We start from the raw sequence: 17275 nt of genomic DNA, 5'->3' as shown, positions 1-17275 counted from the left end.
CTGCATGTTGCATACTAAAATACTCGTTTGTATGCATCAAGCCATTGGCCGAATGTGTCAAGGTCTTCATGTTCCAATTCCGACCAAAGCTCTCAAATTGGGAGACGAAACCGCGTCGTCACGCCGGCACCGGATCGCCCCGGTACAGCGGTTTGGACGCGTCGATCCCGAGGAACAGCAGCGCCGCCGCGAAGCACAGCACCGCCAGCACGAAAAAGGCCGGGTTCCAGCCGGCATAGGTGACGATATAGCCCGTCGCGAACGACGCGATCGCGCCGCCGATATTGCCGCAACTGTTCATCACCGCCGAGACCGACCCGGCATAATTGCCGCCAATGTCGAGCGTCACCGCCCAGGACACGCCGACCGTCAGCTCCAGCCCGAACACGGCGAGGCAGAACCAGGCGACGCTGGTCATCGGATCGGCCGACAGCACCGCCATCGGGATGGTCGCCGCGGCGATCAGGAAGCCCGTCATCGCGACGACCCGCCGCGACATGGCGAGGTTGCCCGACTTGTGCGCCATCCGGTCCGAGATCCAGCCGCCGGCGATGTCGCCCGCCACGCCCGCCATCAGCGGCAGGCTGGCATAGAGACCCATCTTGGTCAGGTTGAATTCGTGCGCTTCCTTCAGATAGGTCGGGAACCAGGTGAGGAAGATGCCGATGCTGTAGGCGTAGCAGAAATACATCGCCGACAGCGTCCAGATCTGGCGGTTGCCGAGCAGCTTCGACCACGGCACCTTGACCGCGCGGCTCGGCTTCGGCGCGGAGCCGAGCGCGTCGGTGATCAGCGCCAGCTCGGCGGCGTTCACGCTTGTATGCTCGCTCGGCAGATCGCGGTAGAAGAAGAACCAGAACCCCGCCCAGAGCAGGCCGACACAGGCGAACACGAAAAAGGGCGCGCGCCAGCCGAAATCGGCGATCAGCAGCACGACGAACACCGGGGTGACCGCGCCGCCGAGCCGCGCGCCGGCATGGGTGACGCCCTGCGCGAAGCCGCGCTCCGCGGGCAGCATCCAGCGCGACAGCGACCGGGTCGCGATCGGGAAGGCGCCGGCCTCGCCCGCGCCGAACAGGGCGCGGCACACCAGCATCGATCCGGCCGACCAGGTCATCGCGGTCAATGCCGTGAAGCTCGACCACCACACCACGATCCAGGTCAGCGCGCGGCGTGGCCCGAACCGGTCGCCGAGCCAGCCGCCCGGGATCTGGAAGATCGCATAGGTGATCTGGAAGGTGCTGAAGATCCAGCCCATGGTGATCGCGGAAAAGCCGAACTCCTGCTGGATCGACGGCGCCGCGGTCGAGATCACCACCCGGTCCATATAGGTGATCATATAGGCGAGCACCGTCAGCCACAGCACGGCGTGGCGGACGCGGGTCGGCCGCCGCCGCGCCGGTATCGTGTCGTTCGCGGCCATGGTCATTGCGCGACCGAGCGCACCTTGCGGCCCGCGATATAGACCGAATTGATCTTGCGGGTGTTCTTGATGTCCTGAAGCGGGTTGGCGTCAAGCACGACGAAATCGGCCCATTTGGCCCGTTCCAGCGTGCCCAGATCCTTCGCGCCGAGAACTTCGGCGCCATATTCAGTCGCTGCCTGGATCGCCTGGCCGGGGGTGAAGCCGTCCTTGACCATCAGCTCCATTTCCCAATGGCCCGAATAGCCGGCGACGCGTCCCGGAGGGCCCGAATCGGTGCCGAGGCCGTAATGCACGCCCGCCGCCGATTCACGCTTGAGATTGCCCATCGCGGTTTCGAAGAAGCTCGGCAGTTTGGGAAAGGCTGGCGCGGACGCGACGGCCTTCTGCCGCTCCGGGCTGGCCAGCAGCCGCAGCGCCTCGGGCGACAGGGATTGCTGGAAGAAGGGATCGCCCAGCTGCGGCGCGGGCTTGCCATAAGCGAACATCGCTGCCTCGCGGCTCAGCGTCGCCGCGACCTGCACGATGCCTTTTTCCTTCATGGCATCGGTCAGCGCCTTGTCGATCGGCTGGTCGCGCACGCTGTGCACGAACCCGTCGACGCCCTGAGCGGCAAGCCGCTTGGCGTCCTCGAGATAGAAGATATGGGCAAAGACCTTCAGCCCGTTGCGGTGCGCCGCGTCGATCACCGCCTTGCTGATCTCGGGCGGCATCTTGGGCATGGTGCCAAGCTCGTCGTCGAGCCAGAATTTGATGTAATCGGCGCCCTTGGCTGCCTGGGCATCGACTTCGATCGCCGCTTCCTTCGCGTTGGTCACCGGGCGGTTGATGCCCGGCACGCCGCCATAGCCGCCGCGGAACACGATGCCCTGGCCGGCGGTGAACAGCCGGGTCATGGTCGGGCGTCCGGCCCGCTCGGCATTGCGCACGGCGAAGACCGAATCCTTGTCGGTGCCCATCACCGCGACGGTGGTGAAGCCGTAGGACGCATAGGTCTTCAGGTCGGCCTCGACATTCTCGGTGGTGTAGAAACGCTCGTCCTGAGTCAGGTCATGGACGTTGCCCATATGGATATGGGTGTCGATCAGGCCGGGGATCACGTACTTGCCGGTCAGGTCGACCGCGTCGGCGGCGGCCGGCGCCTGGGCGGACGGGCCGACCCAGACGATGCGGCCATCCTCGACTACCATCGCGGAATTGGGCTCGGCGGCGCCGCCGCGGCCGTCGATCAGGGTGAAATTCTTCACCACCAGCGTCTCCGCCAGCGAGGGCAGGGCGGCGAACAGGCCGATCGCGCCGGCGGTCGCGGCCATCAGGCGGCCGGTCAGCCGCGCCTTGCGGCGGCGCCGCGTGGCGGTGTCGGTTTTCGGCGAAAAGGCGTTCCCCATAATCACTCTCCTGTTGGACCGTCCCGTCTGAAGCGGGCGCGTCGTGCTGACGGTCAGTCTTCGATCGATCAGGCGCGGATCGCGCCGCGGCGGGCGAGATCGCGCATCAGCGACGAAATGCCATAGGTCCAGGGCGGCGCATCCTCGCAGTGGCACACCTTGTTGGTCAGCGTGCCGAGCTTTGGCGTCGACACCTTCACGGTATCGCCGATCTTGTGGGTGAAGCCCCGGCCGGGCTCGCCGCGATCGTCGCCCGGCGCGAACATCGTGCCGAGGAACAGCGCAAAGCCATCGGGATATTGGTGGCTCTTGTTGAGCGTCTGGCCGACCAGATCGAGCGGATCGCGGCTGATCAGCCGCATGTTGGACCGCCCTTCGAGCCGATAATTGTCCTCGCCCTCGATCAGCAGCGAGACTTCGGCGCCGCGGATATCGTCCATGGTGAAATTGTCGTCGAACAGGCGGATGAACGGCCCCAGCGCGCAGGACGCGTTATTGTCCTTCGCCTTGCCCAGCAGCAGTGCGCTGCGCCCCTCGATGTCACGCAGATTGACGTCGTTGCCCAGCGCCGCGCCGCGCGCATTGCCGGCGGAATCGACGATGATCACCACTTCGGGCTCGGGATTGTTCCAGTGCGAATCGCTGCGGATGCCGACCCAGGCGCCCGATCCGACCGCGGAGAGCACCGGCGCCTTGGTGAAGATCTCCGCGTCAGGCCCGATCGCGACCTCGAGATATTGCGACCAGGCGCCGCTCGCGATCAGCATTTCCTTGAGGTTCATCGCCTCGGGCGAGCCGGGACGGACCGACTGGATGTCGCCGCCGATCTTTTCCTGGATCTCCGCGCGGAACTGCGCCGCGCCCGCCGAGTCGCCGCGCGCGCGCTCCTCGATCACCCGCTCCAGCGCGGAGACGGCGAAGGTGACGCCCGATGCCTTGACGCAGTGCAGGTCGATCGGTGCGAGCAGGCGGCCGGGGCCGCCTTCCCAGGCCGCTGTCAGGTCGAGCGCTTCGATCGGGCCCATGGCGCGGCCCGCGGGCAGTGCGCCGCCGGGCGCAATCGACTCGAGCAGGCCCGAGACGGTGCTCGCGTCAGCCGACAGGTCGAAGACGTGGCCGTCGATGATGGAGATGGGTATCGGGCCCTGATCGGTCGCCAATCGTCCGACCAGTATCGCGTCCTGGCTGTCTGTTGGAAGCAGGTCGCGCACTCGTCATTCTCCCCGACTCCGGGTCGCGTGAATGCGCCCGATTTCCTGTATGCATATCAACCATCTTGCATACAGACAACCGGGTATCGCTGGATTTTATACCCATGTCGGGGTTTGCCGCGCCAGCCGACCAGTGTCAGGCCACTCACGCCGTGAGGAGGCCTGCCCATCCGTTCGTCCTGAGTAGAGGCTGCGCGAAGACGAAGACCCGTATCGAAGGACAGTTGGAGCGCGTGACGCCTGTCCTTCGATACGCCATTTCGACAAGCTCAATGGCTCCTCAGGACGAACGGATGTGGTGCGATGCCAGCCGCGCCTAGCTCGTAACGCCCGCATAGATCTCGGCGCGGCGGCTGGCGCGTTCGCGGGCTTCGTTCTTCTTCATGCTCTCGACGCCCTTGGCGAAATGGCTTTCGAGCAGTTGCTTGAGCAGCTTCTCGTCGCGTGCCTGGATCGCCGCGTTGATTTCCTGGTGCTCGGCGAACGCCTCGGCCCAGCGATCATGGTCGAGCGTGGTGACGTGGCGCGCGCGCTCGGCGCGGGGCAGCAGCAGCCGCCAGGCGAGCATCAGCGACGGGCTCTCCGCCGCCTGCACGATATGTTCGTGGATCAGACGATTCGCCTCGAGATAGCTCAGCCGGTCCGACTTTTCGAAATAGGCGGCGAGATCAGCCTGGAGCTCGTCGAGGATCTCGATCTGCTCGGGCGTCATGCGCCGGCAGGCGAGTTGCCCGGCCAGGCCTTCCAGCACGCCGAGCACCGTGAACACGTCGGCGGCTTCCGACTTGTCCGGCACGCTGACCACCACGCTGCGATTGGGCAACAGATCGATCAGCCCCTCGGCGGCGAGCGTACGGAATGCTTCGCGGATCGGGGTGCGCGACATGCCCAGCGCTTCGCTCAACGCGACTTCGCGCAGGCGTTCGCCCGGCGGCAATTCGCCGAGCAGAATCATTTTCCGAATTGTCTTCACCGCATCAAGACGAAGCCTGCCCTTGCGGGGTCCAGCACTGGCGGCGTTCTTTGCCGGAGCCTTGGCTCGAACGGCTTTGGTCTTGGGGCCAGTTTTTACAGGTCGGCTCATCATCTCAGCGCCTAATTGTGATTTTTTGGGGGGTAACGTCGTGAGACAGCGTTTACCTAAAGGCCGGAATCGGACTTATCAAGCTGATGTGCCCGGCCCTGGACCCGGTTTCCCGATCGGATTTTGCGGACGATCCCGTCATCCTTCCCCCTCGTCTTTTTCTGGTTGTACAAATAACCTAACCCGATCAGCGCTCTAACGCAACTTGCATGCAAGTTGTATGTAACGCTATATTTTACATGCAAATTCGATAAAAAAAGACACGACTAAAGTCGGGGGTGAACGATCGGTACGCACCGTGCGTACACGAAAAAAGGGGAGAGGATTGATGGACAAACGCGCATTCCTGCGGGCGGGCCTGGGTGTCGGGCTCGGCCTGGGGCTGGGCGGGATCGCCTCGGCACAGGACAATGATCAGGCGAGGAAGGAACGGGACGCCGCCCGCATCGCGCGCGAGACGCGCCCGGCGCCCACCGTGCCCCACCGCAAGGTCCGCACCACCGACCTGTTCTCCAGCCCGGAAGGCTATCCCAATGCGATCGATTCGCAGCCCGAGGGGCTATGGGTCGCCGAACAGCTGACCGCCGAGGGCGTCGGCGTGTCGAACGACTGCTATCTGGTCGACTGGAACGGCAAGATACTGCGCAAGGTGAAGACCGAGTCAAAGAACACCAGCGGCATGGCGTTCGGCGGCGGGCATCTCTGGATGGGCGCCAACGCCGCGCCCAACGGCATCTACGAAACCGATCTGGACGGGCGCACCGTCAGTCATCGCCAGATCCCGCTGGGGCCGGCCGACAATGGCGGGGGCTGCCACGGCGTCGCTTATGCCGGCGGCAAGCTCTACATCACCGCGCTGCGCATGCGCGGCATCCTCAGGGTCGACCCGAAGAGCTGGGCGCCCGAGCTGTTCATCCCCTGCCAGGCACCGCGCCTGCATGGGCTCGCGGTGAACGGCGACGCGATCTGGATCGTCACCGGCGATTCGAACACCGATCCCAACTTCAAGCCGGGCCTCGCCAAATATGAGCTCGCCACCGGGCGGCTGCTCGAGACCGCCGAGTTCGTGCCCGGCAGCGCCGATCCGCACGGCCTGACCTTCAAGGACGGGGTGATGTATGGCTGCGACGCCGGCATCCATCCCGGCTGGCCGGACCGGGCGAGCAGATCGAGCGGGAAGATCTTCCGGGTTGAGTTTATCTGAGGCGCCAAGCGGGGTGTCGGGCGGACCGACACCCGTCCGTTCGTGCTGAGTAGGGACTGAGTAGGCGAAGCCGTATCGAAGGCCCGTATCGAAGCATGTTGGAATGCGGGCGCGCGTGTCCTTCGATACGCCGCTTCGACAAGCTCAGCGGCTACTCAGGACGAACGGCAGTGTAACGAAAAAGGGGCGGCCGCGAGGCCGCCCCTTTTCTTTCGCAGAATGCCGTTCGGGCTATTCGCGCCCCTTCATCATCTCGGCGAGTTCGGCCTTGGTCATCTTCATCTGGTCGGGATGCTCGTCGACCCATTTGAGGAAGGCGGCATTGATCGCCGGCGTCCATTTCTGGTCGATCTCCCCCGGGGTGAAACGCTGCTCGCGCAACATCTGGTGACCGAAGCCGTCGCGCATCGCGATATATTCGGCGCCCTTCACGACCTTCTCGGCCATGATCGCGGGGATGAACACCACGCCTTCGCGCTTGGCGAGGATCAGGTCGCCCGGAAGGACGGTGGCGCGGCCGATGCGGATCGGGCCGTTGATCCGGACCATCTCCATCTCGCGGATCGCCGAGGGGTCGTAGCCGCGGGTAAAGGCGTTGAACCCGTCGATCGCGGCGAGCCCGGCCACGTCCCGCACGCCCGCATCGAACACTACGCCGGTCTTCGACTTGGCGTAGATCGAATTGCCCAGATTGTCGCCGATCAGCGTCCCGTCGACGATCTTGCCATAGCCGTCACCGACATAGACGTCGCCGACCTGGAGCATGTCGATCGGCCAGCTGTTATGGCCGCCGGAACGCTTCTCCTTCACGCCGAGCGCGCTGATCGCCTTGTTCATGTCGGGGCGCATCGGCAGATACTGGACGGTCAGCGCCCGGCCGACGAACGGCCGGTCGTTATGCACCATCTGGAAGCCGCCCTCGAACTGGTTGTTGTACCCGGCCTGGCGCAGGATGCCCCAGGCTTCCTCCGTGTTCACGTCGAGCAGGCGCTTGAGGATGGCGTCGGATACCCTGGGCCGGCCGTCCGGGAAACGCTCCCCGGTCCAGTCCGAGGTGTAGAACAGGATTTCTTCCTTCGTCGCCTGGGTCTGGGCCTGGGCCGGCATCGCCATCGCAAGCGCGGACGCGCCCATCGCGAGGGCCAGTAATAGCTTTCTCACTGCATCTCTCCCTTGTTCTTGTGATTGTCGCATTCGCCGGAGCTGTGCTCGTCCGTGCTCGGCGGGGCACGCATTTTCCGCTGCTTCGATTCCCCCTTTGCCTCGGCCCGGAGCGATGGTCGTACCAGCTCGGGCACCCGGCAAAATTTGCATACAATTATCAGGAGTTCAATACATTTGGTGAGCGATCAGGCCGAGTTCAGGCTCAGCATGTCGATTGAAATAAGCCGTTGAATCCGGTTGTACTTTATTGCGTGAACGATCACCGCATGAATCGGCTATTTGGGCTGTCGCCTACGCCACCGACGAGCGGCGCCCGCGGATTGAAGCGCTCAAGACCTGATCCAGTAAGTTGCGCAAGGTTAAAGCGAAAATCGCGAATGCCGTCGGATCGCTCACGCGCCTCTAGCTGCAATGGACCGCAGTCGAACTAGCCGAGACCAATAGCCGCCAAATAAATCGTATTTTTCGTGTCGCAACGCAGCACAAAATATCATCTTGTATTCAACGATCAGAATTGTATCCAAGTGTACTGCCGCCCGGACTCGGGAGGCAGGCGGGTAACGGGACGACCGTGCCAGCGACGTCAACGGCAAAAGCCGCGGCGACATAAAAGGGGAGAATGCCTTGACCGGGAGTCGCATCGCGACCCGTTGCCGGAGCCTCGTGCCCGCTTGCCGGGAATCCGAAGGCCGCGACGCTGCGCCGTTCAGCCACGACACCTCCCATGCCGCCCTCATTGCCGCGCCGCGCTGTGCCGGAGCGTCCTGATCGCGACCCACAAGAATTAACCGGGGAGAAGAGACAGTGACCAAATTGTTGCCCACGCTCAAGCTGAGCGGTTCGACGATCGCCCTTGCAGCCATGTTCATGTTCGGTCCGGTGGCCGAAGCGCAGGAACAGGCCTCGGCGGCGGCAGTGGCGCAGAACTCACCGGTGCCGCCCTCGGCCGGTTCGGGCCAGGAGACGCCTGACGAGGATGCCGCCGATCCGGCCGCCGACATCGTGGTCACCGGCTCGGCGATCCGCGGCGTCGCGCCGGTCGGCTCGAACCTCGTCTCGGTCGGGCAGGAGGCGCTCGCCAAGACCGCGGCAACCTCGACCACCGAACTGGTCAACACGGTCCCAGCGATCACCACCGCCGGCTCGACGCCGCAGGCGCAGAGCTCCTATTCCTATTACGCGCCGCAGATCCACAGCCTCGCGGGCTCCGGCAGCAACACCACGCTTGCGCTGATCGACGGGCTGCGCATGCCCGGCGGCGGCCTGCAATATGCCCAGACCGATCCGAACATCATCCCGACTCCGGCGCTGCAGCGGGTCGAGGTCCTGGCCGACGGTGCGTCGTCGATCTATGGCTCGGACGCGGTCGCCGGCGTGGTCAACTTCATCACTCGCAAGACGTTCGAGGGCCTTCAGGTCAATGGCCGCGTCGGCTTCGCGGATGAATATCGCAGCTATGACCTCAACGGCATCTGGGGCACCAAATGGGATACCGGCGGCGTCTATATCGCCGGCCAGTTCCTGAAGCAGCAGGAGATCACCAACGACAAACGCTCGTTCCTGAGCCGCGGCGATTATCGCGACATCGGCGGCAGCAACACCAACACCTATAACTGCTCACCCGCCACGATCCGTGGCAGCTCCGCCGCGACCGTCATCTATCCCAGCGCCGATGCCACCACGACCCTGCCGAACAACCAGGCGGCGAACGGCATGTGCAATACCTCGATCTATGGCAGCGCGGTGCCGGGCGTGCAGCGCGAGGGCGTGCTCGTCGTGGTCAACCAGGAACTGGGCGACCGGATCACCTTTACCGGCAAGTTCGTGTTCAATCATCTGCAGCATTTCTCGACCGGCACGCCCGGCACGCTGTCGAATGCGCAGACCTTCGGCGCCGGGTCGGGCAAGGGCACGCAGATCAACCCGTTCTTCCGCGCGCCGGCCGGATCGGGCTTCACCCAGGAACTGGTCAACTGGCTCGCCCTCACGCCCGACGGGAATTACGGCACCAACAATTACCAGAACACCACTTTCTACACGACGGGCGTGGTCGACTATAAGGTCACCGACAAATGGTCGATCACGGCCAGTGGCGCGCTTGCGCGGTCCAACAGCTATCAGCGCGGCAAGAACACCTTCTGCAGCACCTGCGCCACCCTGGCGCTCAACGGATCGCCGGCGCTGAACGGCACGATATCGAGCGTCCTGCCACAGCCGGGCCAGGCCGCCACGGTCAGCCAGGCGCTGACCACCGCCAACGCGCTCGACGTCTGGAATGGGCTCGGCAACAACCGCACCTCGGCGGCGGTGTGGCAATATCTCTATACGAACAACACCAACAACGAACACCAGAACAACATGTACCAGCTCAAGCTGGAGGCGCAGGGCGAACTGTTCGACCTGCCCGGCGGCGCGCTGCGCATGGCGGCCGGCGGCGAATTCATGCACGTCACGCAGGACGTGTACGGCCTCAACCCGAACAGCACGGGCACGGGCTACACCAATTTCATCATGAACCTCGGCCCGCGCAACGTGAAGTCGGGCTATATCGAGCTGTACGTGCCTGTGGTCGGCGAGGACATGGATGTCCCGCTGGTCAAGAAGTTCGACCTCAGCATCTCCGGCCGTATCGACCATTACAGCGACTTCGGATCGACCACCAACCCGAAGGTCGCGGCCAACTGGCAGATCAACGACTGGATCAAGATCCGCGGCAACTGGGCGGAATCCTTCGTCGCGCCGCCGCTCAACCAGATCGGCGACGCGCGCCAGGGCTATCTGCGCGGGGCGACCGGCACCGGCGCCAGTGCCGTGCTCGACGTGCCCGTCGCGGCCTATCCCGAGGTCAAGCAGCTGCCGGGTTGCGAGACCGCGACGGTCACCTGCCGGGTCGGCGCCAATACGGGTCGCGAGGGTCTCGATCGTTCGCTCGGCGCGGGCTTCGCCGGGGTCGTGCCGCAGACCGGCAGCAGCTGGTCGGTGGGCGTCGACCTGAATCCGGATTTCATCCCCGGCTTCACCGCGAACGTCACCTATTGGGCGAACGTGTTCAAGGGCGGCGTCGCATCCCCGGCCCAGCCGCTGATCATCAACTCGGCTGCGCTGCACGACCGGCTGACGATCTGCCCGACCAGCTGCACCGCCGACCAGATCCGCACCTTCACCAATGTGGCGAACGGCGCGACCACCGCGGCGACCTTGCCGTCGACGGTCTATTTCCTAATCAACCGCGACGTCGGCAACGTGCTCAACCTCAACGTCCAGGGCATCGACGCGCAGTTCAACTATCGCCTGCCGACAGCGGGCGCCGGCACCTTCAGCATCGGCGGGTCGATCACCTATTTCACCCGCTTCATGCAGGATTTCGGCGATCAGCCGTTCAGCATCCTGAATACCTCGGGCTATAATTCCCAGTTCCCGTCTATCCAGACCAAGGGACGCGGCCAGCTCGGCTGGGAGATGGGCGCTTTCTCGCTCGATCTGTTCGGCAATTACACCGGCGCCTATCGCAACTGGATCCAGACCTCGGTCAAGCCGGTGACGCTCGGCTCCAACGGCAACCCGACCGGCGGTGGCGACCGGGTGAAGCCCGACTTCACGGTCGATCTGCACGCTGCCTATAATTTCAACGGCAGCTTCCTGAACGGCAGCCAGATCTATGTCGATGTGAAGAACCTCTTCGACCGGAATCCGCCCTTCTACAACGGCAACACCACCGGCGCCGGCGGCGTCGGCGCGTGGGGCTTCAACGGCTTCACCTCGAACCTGCTCGGCCGCCTCGTCTCGGTCGGGTTCCGCGCGAACTTCTAAGCACGCATCCACGTCATGAAAGGAAGAGGGGAGCCAATGAAGTCCGCATCCAGCCTGATCGTCGCCGCACTGTTGCTGGCGGGCGCCCCTCCACTTCACGCCCAGATCGCCGTCTCCGCCAATGACGGCAAGCAACTCCGTCCGAACGAGGGCAAGGAAACGCGCACGCCCGATACGGTGTCGATCATCGATCTGCGCGGGGCGGCGCCGAAGACGTTGGCGACCATCCCCGTGCCGGCGAGCATGATCGGCCCGCCGGCGGCGGTGGCGGTCGCCCGGAGTGGCCGCTTCGCGCTGGTGACGGCGGCGCAGCGGCTGAACGCGGCGGCCGATATCGAGCTGAACGATCAGGTATCGGTGATCGATCTCGCCAGACCGGCCTCGCCGCGCGTGGTGCAGACCGTGCAGGCGGGGCCGGGCGCGAGCGGGGTGGCGATCAACCATGCCGGCACGCTCGCTTTGGTCGCGAGCACCGGCGACGACACCATCTCGATCTACTCGATCGCCGGCAATCGGCTGACGCCGGAAGGCAAGCTCCAGCTCGAGGCCAAGACCCGGCCCACCGATGTCGCTTTCGCACCCGACGGCAAGACCGCGATGGTCGTCGGCCAGGGGGCGAACAAGCTGATCCTGCTTTCGGTCCTCGGCAAAAAGGTCGGGCTGGCCGGCGCGACGATCGACGCGGGGCAACAGCCCTACGGCGTCGTTTACAGCCCCGATGGCCGTTACACCTACAACACCAATCTCGGCGGGCGGCCGCTCGCGCCCGGCGCCGCGCCGCCCGCGCGCGACGGATCACCCCGGATTGGCACCGTCGCGGCGGTCGACCTGAAGACCGGCACGGTCGTCAATGTCGATGTCGGCCAGACGCCCGAACATGTCGCGCTGTCGGCCGACGGCCAATATCTCGCGGTCGTCGTGGCCAACGGTTCGGCGGCGCAGGCGACCGCACCGGGCTATCATCCCTACGGCCTGCTCCAGATCTACAGCGTGCGGGGCACCAGCCTGACCCGGGTCGCCGAGGCGCATAGCGGCGCCTGGTGCCAGGGCGCGGTGTTCAGCGCGAACAACCGCACCGTGCTGCTGCAATGCGCGATGACCCGGGCGATCGAGGTCTATCGCTTCGACGGCAAGGCCGGCCTGACTCAGGATGCCGCCGCGACCCTGAAGTTCGATGCCCGGCCAGGCGCGATCGCGGTCGCGACCAGCCGCTGACCAGAGATGCACTGAAGATTCGGGGGGGCGGCGCCGCTGGACACGCCCTTTCCGATCCACCTCCAGCAACAAAGGGGAAGCTCATGGATATCAACAAGCGCGAACTCCTGATGGCCGGTGCCGCCGTCGGCGTCGGCATCGCCGCCACTCAGGCCGTGGCGCAGACGCGCGCCGCCCGCCCGATCAACACCGGCAAGCAGCCCTCCTCGGTCGACATGAACTACAAGCCGCGCCGGCTGAACAAATGCATCGAGCTGTGGGAAGACGGCCAGCCCATCTATTACACCGGCTCAGGCGTCGGCCCGAACGTCGATCCGTACGAACAGGGCAAGAAGATGTGCAAGACCTGGGCGGACGCGATCAGCTATGAGATGGAGCATGGCTGTTTCGACCTGAAGGAACTGCGCGAATTCATGCGCGGGCTGAAGGACGGCGGCGGCACCAAATCCGGCCATCGCCTCCCCACCGTCTTCGTCTCGCCGCCGATCATCGGCCTCGACGAGCCCTATGCCCGCGCCAACACTTGGGTGATCGAGCAGCTGCTGTGCTGCGGCGTGATGGGCATCCACATCTGCCATGCGCGCGACCCCAAGGCGATCGAGACCTATATGCATATGGGCGCGCGCTATCCTTTCCCCGATTTTCCCAACACACCCAAGGTGAAGATGCGGGGCCTGCGCGGCAACAGCGCCAGCTATGCCGCGGATATATGGGGCGTGTCGGGCGGCACCTACCAGCATATCGCCGATCTCTGGCCGCTTAACCCGCGCGGCGAGATCATGTTCGGGGTGAAGATCGAGGATACCTATGCCGACGAGACCGTCGCGCAGACCCTCGCGATCCCCGGCATGGCGATGGCCGAATGGGGCCCGGGCGACCATAATCTCTGGCTGAACGGCTATCACGGTGTCGAGGATGGCGGCCTGTCGGGCCATCCGGTGGTCCGCGACGCCGCCGGCAAGGTAGTCGAGGACGTCTCGGCGCTCCCCAATATGGAGGCGGTCCGCGCCAAGGTGCTGGCCGAGTGCAAGAAGAACAAGGTCATGTTCCTCAACGCCGCCGAGACCGAGCCGGGCCACAACAATGTGATCCAGCAGATCAAGGACGGCTGCATGGTCGTGGCGGCGGGTCAGGGCGGAGAGGACGTCGCGATCATGGGCCGCGAATTCACCAAGCGCAAAATGCCGGTCTGAGCGATCGGCCTCGAACGTGCCTGAAGGGGCCGCCCGTAACGGGCGGCCCTATTTTTTGGGCTGCATCGATTCGAACGCGGGCGGCCGGCGCCGAATCCCCGCGCGTTCGGATGAGTGTTCAGACCTGCCAGCAAAATGTATCGCCATGCGCTCCGTCTGAACCCGGCCAACCCCGACGCCAAAGCCCGGCTCGCGAAAATGGAGCGACCGCCGGAACAATGACGCCGCGATCGGCGGTCAGTTCCGATTATTGTGGGGACGCGTCGGGCCGGGAGGCAGCGCGGCAAGGGCGGTTATCCGAGGCTGAGGGGCGCATCCGTACATCGAACAAACGCCTTTTACCGGCGCCAAAGCGCGCGTCGCTCCGATGGTGAGAGCCGCCCCCTTCCCACCTCGTAACGGGCCCAGGAATCCCATTGACAGCTTTGGCGAATGGGAAGATGCATGCACGCAACTCAATCTGTATGCATTATGACAGAGCTGCCGATGAGGGCCGGCAGAATTCATCCATACGCGACGGTAGGGCGCGGATAACACGGAGAATTTACCACCGAATCCGAGGCTAAAAATGGCCCGGAAAAATCTAAAAGGGGAGACTGAAAATGGCGAAAACCTATAGCGGCCTGTTGTTTGGCGCATCCAAACTCATCCTTCTGACAGCGACGTCGTGGTCCGCCACGGCCTGGGCGCAGGTGACACCGGCGACCACGCCGGAAACCATCCAGACCGAGCAGGCGGCAGACCCATCCACATCGGATTCGAACCCGGAAGACATCATCGTCACCGGCACCAGTATCCGCGGCGCGCCCCCGGTCGGCGGCAATCTGGTCTCGGTCGGTCGCGAGGCGATCGATCAGACCGGCGCGATCAACGTGCAGCAGATCCTCAAGACCGTGCCCGCGATCACCGGCATCGGCAGCGGCGGCGTCGGCCAGAATGCCGGCAATTCCTATTATGCGCCGACCATCCACAGCCTCGGTTCCTCGGCATCGAACTCGACGCTGGTGCTGATCGACGGCCATCGCATCCCGCTCGGCCATACCTCGCTGGCGCTGCCCGATCCGTCGATCGTCCCGCCGATCATGATCGAACGCGTCGAGGTCCTCGCCGAGGGCTCGTCCGCGACCTACGGGTCGGACGCGGTCGCCGGCGTGGTCAACTTCATCACCCGCAAACGCTATGACGGCGTGATGGGCACGGCGCAGGTCGGCTTCGGCCATAGTTACCGCACCGTGGCCCTCGGCCTGCTGGGCGGGAAGAGCTGGGACAGCGGATATATCACGCTGGGGCTCGGCTTCTCGCGCTCGAGCGCGGTGCCGTACGACTATAACAACCGCCCCTATCTGCAGCCCAACCACATCGATGAGGGTGGTACCAATTTTCAGAGCTACAACTGCTCGCCCGCGACCATCCAGCCGGGCGGCAGCGGCAATATCTACCTCGCGCCGGGCTCGGCGACGTCGGTCGCCAACACGACCGCCAATGCGCCGTGCGACAATCAGCCTTATGGCGACCGCCTTGGCCGGGAACGGCGCTATAATGCGATGATCAAGGTGTCGCAGGACATCACCGACACGCTGACCCTGTCCGGGGACTTCGTCTATTCGGATCGCGATACTTTCACCAACAATGCCCGCGGCGGCATCCAGGCCACGGTGTTCAGCACGGGTCCGCAGGCCAATCCCTTCTACGTCCCCCAGACGGGCTATACCGGCGCCGCTACGACCCAGACGATCCGCTGGAATGCCGACGATCTGCTCGGGCCGGGCGCCTATACCGACAACAGCGCCAAGACCTATATCGCGACGGCCAATGCGGAATGGAATTTCACCGAGAATTTCCGCTTCACCGCCATGGCGCTGTTCGGCGAGGATCGCACGGCGCAGGTGCAGGACGGCAGCCTGTGCACGAGCTGCGCGACGCTCGCCCTCAACGGCACGGTGCAGACCAACGGCAGCATGACGACGCCGGTTGCGGGCACCAATTTGATCCCGCTGAACCTGCCGCTCACCACGGCCAATGCGCTGGACGTGTGGAACCCCGCGGCGACCAACCGCACATCGGCGGCGGTGCGCGCCCTGCTTACCGACAGCCGCAGCTCGACCAGCCATGTCAGCACGATCCGGCAATTCCGCGCCGGCATCGATGGGTCACTGTTCAATCTGCCCGCCGGTGCGGTGAAGATCGCGGTCGGCGGCGAGTTGCAGAACTGGGTGCTGAACACGACCGTCGTCCGGCCGCTCAATTCGGGACCGGCCAGCCTGGGATCGACTCAGCGCTATTTCCCGCTCGATCGTCAGGTGCAGTCGGTTTATGGCGAGCTTCTGGTCCCGGTCGTCTCGCCGGACATGGACAGTTTCGTCTACCGGATCGACCTCAGCGCATCGGGCCGGTACGATCATTACAGCGATTTCGGTGGCACCTTTAACCCGAAATTCGCGGCCAATGTGGAGATCGTCCAGGGCATCAAGCTGCGCGCCAACTGGGCCCGTTCGTTCGTGGCGCCGTCGATGCGCTCGGTCGGCGACCAGTTCGGCACCTACAGCAACTCGACCGTATCGCTGACCAACGCGACCGCCCAGGTGTCGGTCGCCCGTTTCCCGACGATTGCCAATATCCCGGGCATCCCCTGCTCGAACGGCTTCTGCACGATCGGCGGCAGCAACATCCAGGGCGTGGTGGTCGATACCGGCAACCCGAATGTCGGCCCGCAAAAAGGCACGACCTGGTCGTACGGTATCGATCTCGCACCGACCTTCCTGCCTGGCTTCCGGGCGTCGGTCACCCTGTTCAACAACCAGTTGCGCGGCGGCATCACCTCACCCTGCGCGCCGGGCTGCATCCTGAACAATGGCGCGCTGAACTATCTGCTGACGATCTATCCGACCGGCGCCACACCGGCGCAGCTCGCCGCGCAGTTCAACAACGTGCCGATCACCACCGCGCTGCCAAGTACGACCTATTATGTCTTCCGCCGTCCGCAATCGAATGCGCTCGATCTCGATCTCACCGGCCTCGATATCTCGGCGAGCTACGCGTTCAATACCGGGATCGGCAAGTTCGACCTCGGCGGTTCGTGGACCGAGTTCCTGAAGTTCAAGCAGGGCTATGTCGGCGGGGCGAAGTTCGACATCCTGAACACCGTGGGCGTCAATTCGACCTTCCCGTCGATCGCACGCCAGGCGCGGTTCAATATGGGCTGGAACTATGAGGGCGCGTCGCTCGAATTCTTCGCCAACCATGTCGGATCCTACAAGAACTGGGCAAGCGGCACGGTCAACCCGCTGGTCCTCGACGCCGCCGGCAACGTCGCGGGCGGCGGCGATATCGTGAAGTCCTGGACCACCTTCGATGGCCACGCCGGTTATAAATTCTCGAAGGGCGGCATGCTCGGCGACAGCGAGATCTATGTCGACGTCAACAACATCTTCGACAAGGCGCCGCCCTTCACGAACACCGCCAATGGCTATGATCCGTTCGGGTCCAACCCGCTCGGCCGCGTCATCAGCGTCGGCCTGCGCATGAAATATTGAGGTCCCCCCGCGGCGCCCTCCCGCATCCCCTCTCGCGGGAGGGCGCCGGT

Annotated in this window: 10 protein-coding genes; 5 read left to right on the top strand and 5 right to left on the bottom strand. The window is 64.5% G+C overall.

Going from position 1 to position 17275, the window contains the following annotated elements:
- Positions 1-118: 118 nt before the first annotated feature.
- The 4 genes from ACZ1I2_RS22285 to ACZ1I2_RS22270 form a co-directional block, all read right to left on the bottom strand.
- The gene (locus ACZ1I2_RS22285; protein ID WP_465175806.1) at positions 119-1429 is read right to left on the bottom strand and encodes an MFS transporter; all 1311 of its coding nucleotides are present in this window, start codon (positions 1427-1429) and stop codon (positions 119-121) included.
- Positions 1426-2811, bottom strand: a complete 1386-nt coding sequence (locus ACZ1I2_RS22280; protein WP_465175807.1) for an amidohydrolase family protein — start codon at positions 2809-2811, stop codon at positions 1426-1428. The genes ACZ1I2_RS22285 and ACZ1I2_RS22280 overlap by 4 nt, the downstream gene beginning before the upstream one ends.
- Before the next feature lie 68 nt (positions 2812-2879).
- The gene (locus tag ACZ1I2_RS22275; RefSeq protein WP_465175808.1) at positions 2880-4022 is read right to left on the bottom strand and encodes a fumarylacetoacetate hydrolase family protein; all 1143 of its coding nucleotides are present in this window, start codon (positions 4020-4022) and stop codon (positions 2880-2882) included.
- Between the two features lie 316 nt (positions 4023-4338).
- Entirely contained in the window at positions 4339-4977 is a 639-nt protein-coding gene (locus ACZ1I2_RS22270) for a GntR family transcriptional regulator (protein WP_465181534.1), read from the bottom strand.
- Between the two features lie 457 nt (positions 4978-5434).
- Between ACZ1I2_RS22270 and ACZ1I2_RS22265 the strand changes: the two genes are divergently transcribed.
- On the top strand, positions 5435-6310 hold the full coding sequence (locus ACZ1I2_RS22265; protein ID WP_465175809.1) for a YncE family protein: 876 nt from the start codon (positions 5435-5437) through the stop codon (positions 6308-6310).
- A 231-nt stretch (positions 6311-6541) separates the two neighbouring features.
- On the opposite strand, the gene ACZ1I2_RS22260 is transcribed toward ACZ1I2_RS22265, so the two are convergent.
- The gene (locus tag ACZ1I2_RS22260) at positions 6542-7471 is read right to left on the bottom strand and encodes an RraA family protein (RefSeq protein ID WP_465172007.1); all 930 of its coding nucleotides are present in this window, start codon (positions 7469-7471) and stop codon (positions 6542-6544) included.
- An 807-nt stretch (positions 7472-8278) separates the two neighbouring features.
- Between ACZ1I2_RS22260 and ACZ1I2_RS22255 the strand changes: the two genes are divergently transcribed.
- The 4 genes from ACZ1I2_RS22255 (at position 8279) to ACZ1I2_RS22240 (ending at position 17225) form a co-directional block, all read left to right on the top strand.
- Positions 8279-11284: a TonB-dependent receptor domain-containing protein gene (locus ACZ1I2_RS22255; protein WP_465175810.1), complete on the top strand. Its 3006-nt coding sequence runs from the start codon at positions 8279-8281 to the stop codon at positions 11282-11284.
- A gap of 36 nt (positions 11285-11320) precedes the next feature.
- A complete protein-coding gene (locus ACZ1I2_RS22250) occupies positions 11321-12499 on the top strand; it encodes a YncE family protein (protein WP_465172009.1) in 1179 nt (392 codons plus the stop codon).
- 83 nt (positions 12500-12582) lie between these two features.
- The gene (locus tag ACZ1I2_RS22245; protein WP_465172010.1) at positions 12583-13692 is read left to right on the top strand and encodes a hypothetical protein; all 1110 of its coding nucleotides are present in this window, start codon (positions 12583-12585) and stop codon (positions 13690-13692) included.
- A 602-nt stretch (positions 13693-14294) separates the two neighbouring features.
- Positions 14295-17225, top strand: coding sequence for a TonB-dependent receptor domain-containing protein (locus tag ACZ1I2_RS22240; protein ID WP_465175811.1), 2931 nt, complete (start codon positions 14295-14297; stop codon positions 17223-17225).
- Positions 17226-17275 lie beyond the last annotated feature (50 nt).

The organism is Sphingomonas sp. BL-S-29 (assembly GCF_055521495.1).
The sequence above is the reverse complement of the archived record's forward strand: the minus strand, read 5'-3'. Positions and strand labels throughout refer to the sequence as shown.

Coding starts and splice junctions, on each gene's coding strand:
- ACZ1I2_RS22285 (WP_465175806.1), bottom strand. CDS start 1,429: ATGACCATGGCCGCGAACGACACGATACCGGCGCGGCGGCGGCCGACC.
- ACZ1I2_RS22280 (WP_465175807.1), bottom strand. CDS start 2,811: ATGGGGAACGCCTTTTCGCCGAAAACCGACACCGCCACGCGGCGCCGC.
- ACZ1I2_RS22270 (WP_465181534.1), bottom strand. CDS start 4,977: ATGATTCTGCTCGGCGAATTGCCGCCGGGCGAACGCCTGCGCGAAGTC.
- ACZ1I2_RS22265 (WP_465175809.1), top strand. CDS start 5,435: ATGGACAAACGCGCATTCCTGCGGGCGGGCCTGGGTGTCGGGCTCGGC.
- ACZ1I2_RS22250 (WP_465172009.1), top strand. CDS start 11,321: ATGAAGTCCGCATCCAGCCTGATCGTCGCCGCACTGTTGCTGGCGGGC.
- ACZ1I2_RS22245 (WP_465172010.1), top strand. CDS start 12,583: ATGGATATCAACAAGCGCGAACTCCTGATGGCCGGTGCCGCCGTCGGC.
- ACZ1I2_RS22240 (WP_465175811.1), top strand. CDS start 14,295: ATGGCGAAAACCTATAGCGGCCTGTTGTTTGGCGCATCCAAACTCATC.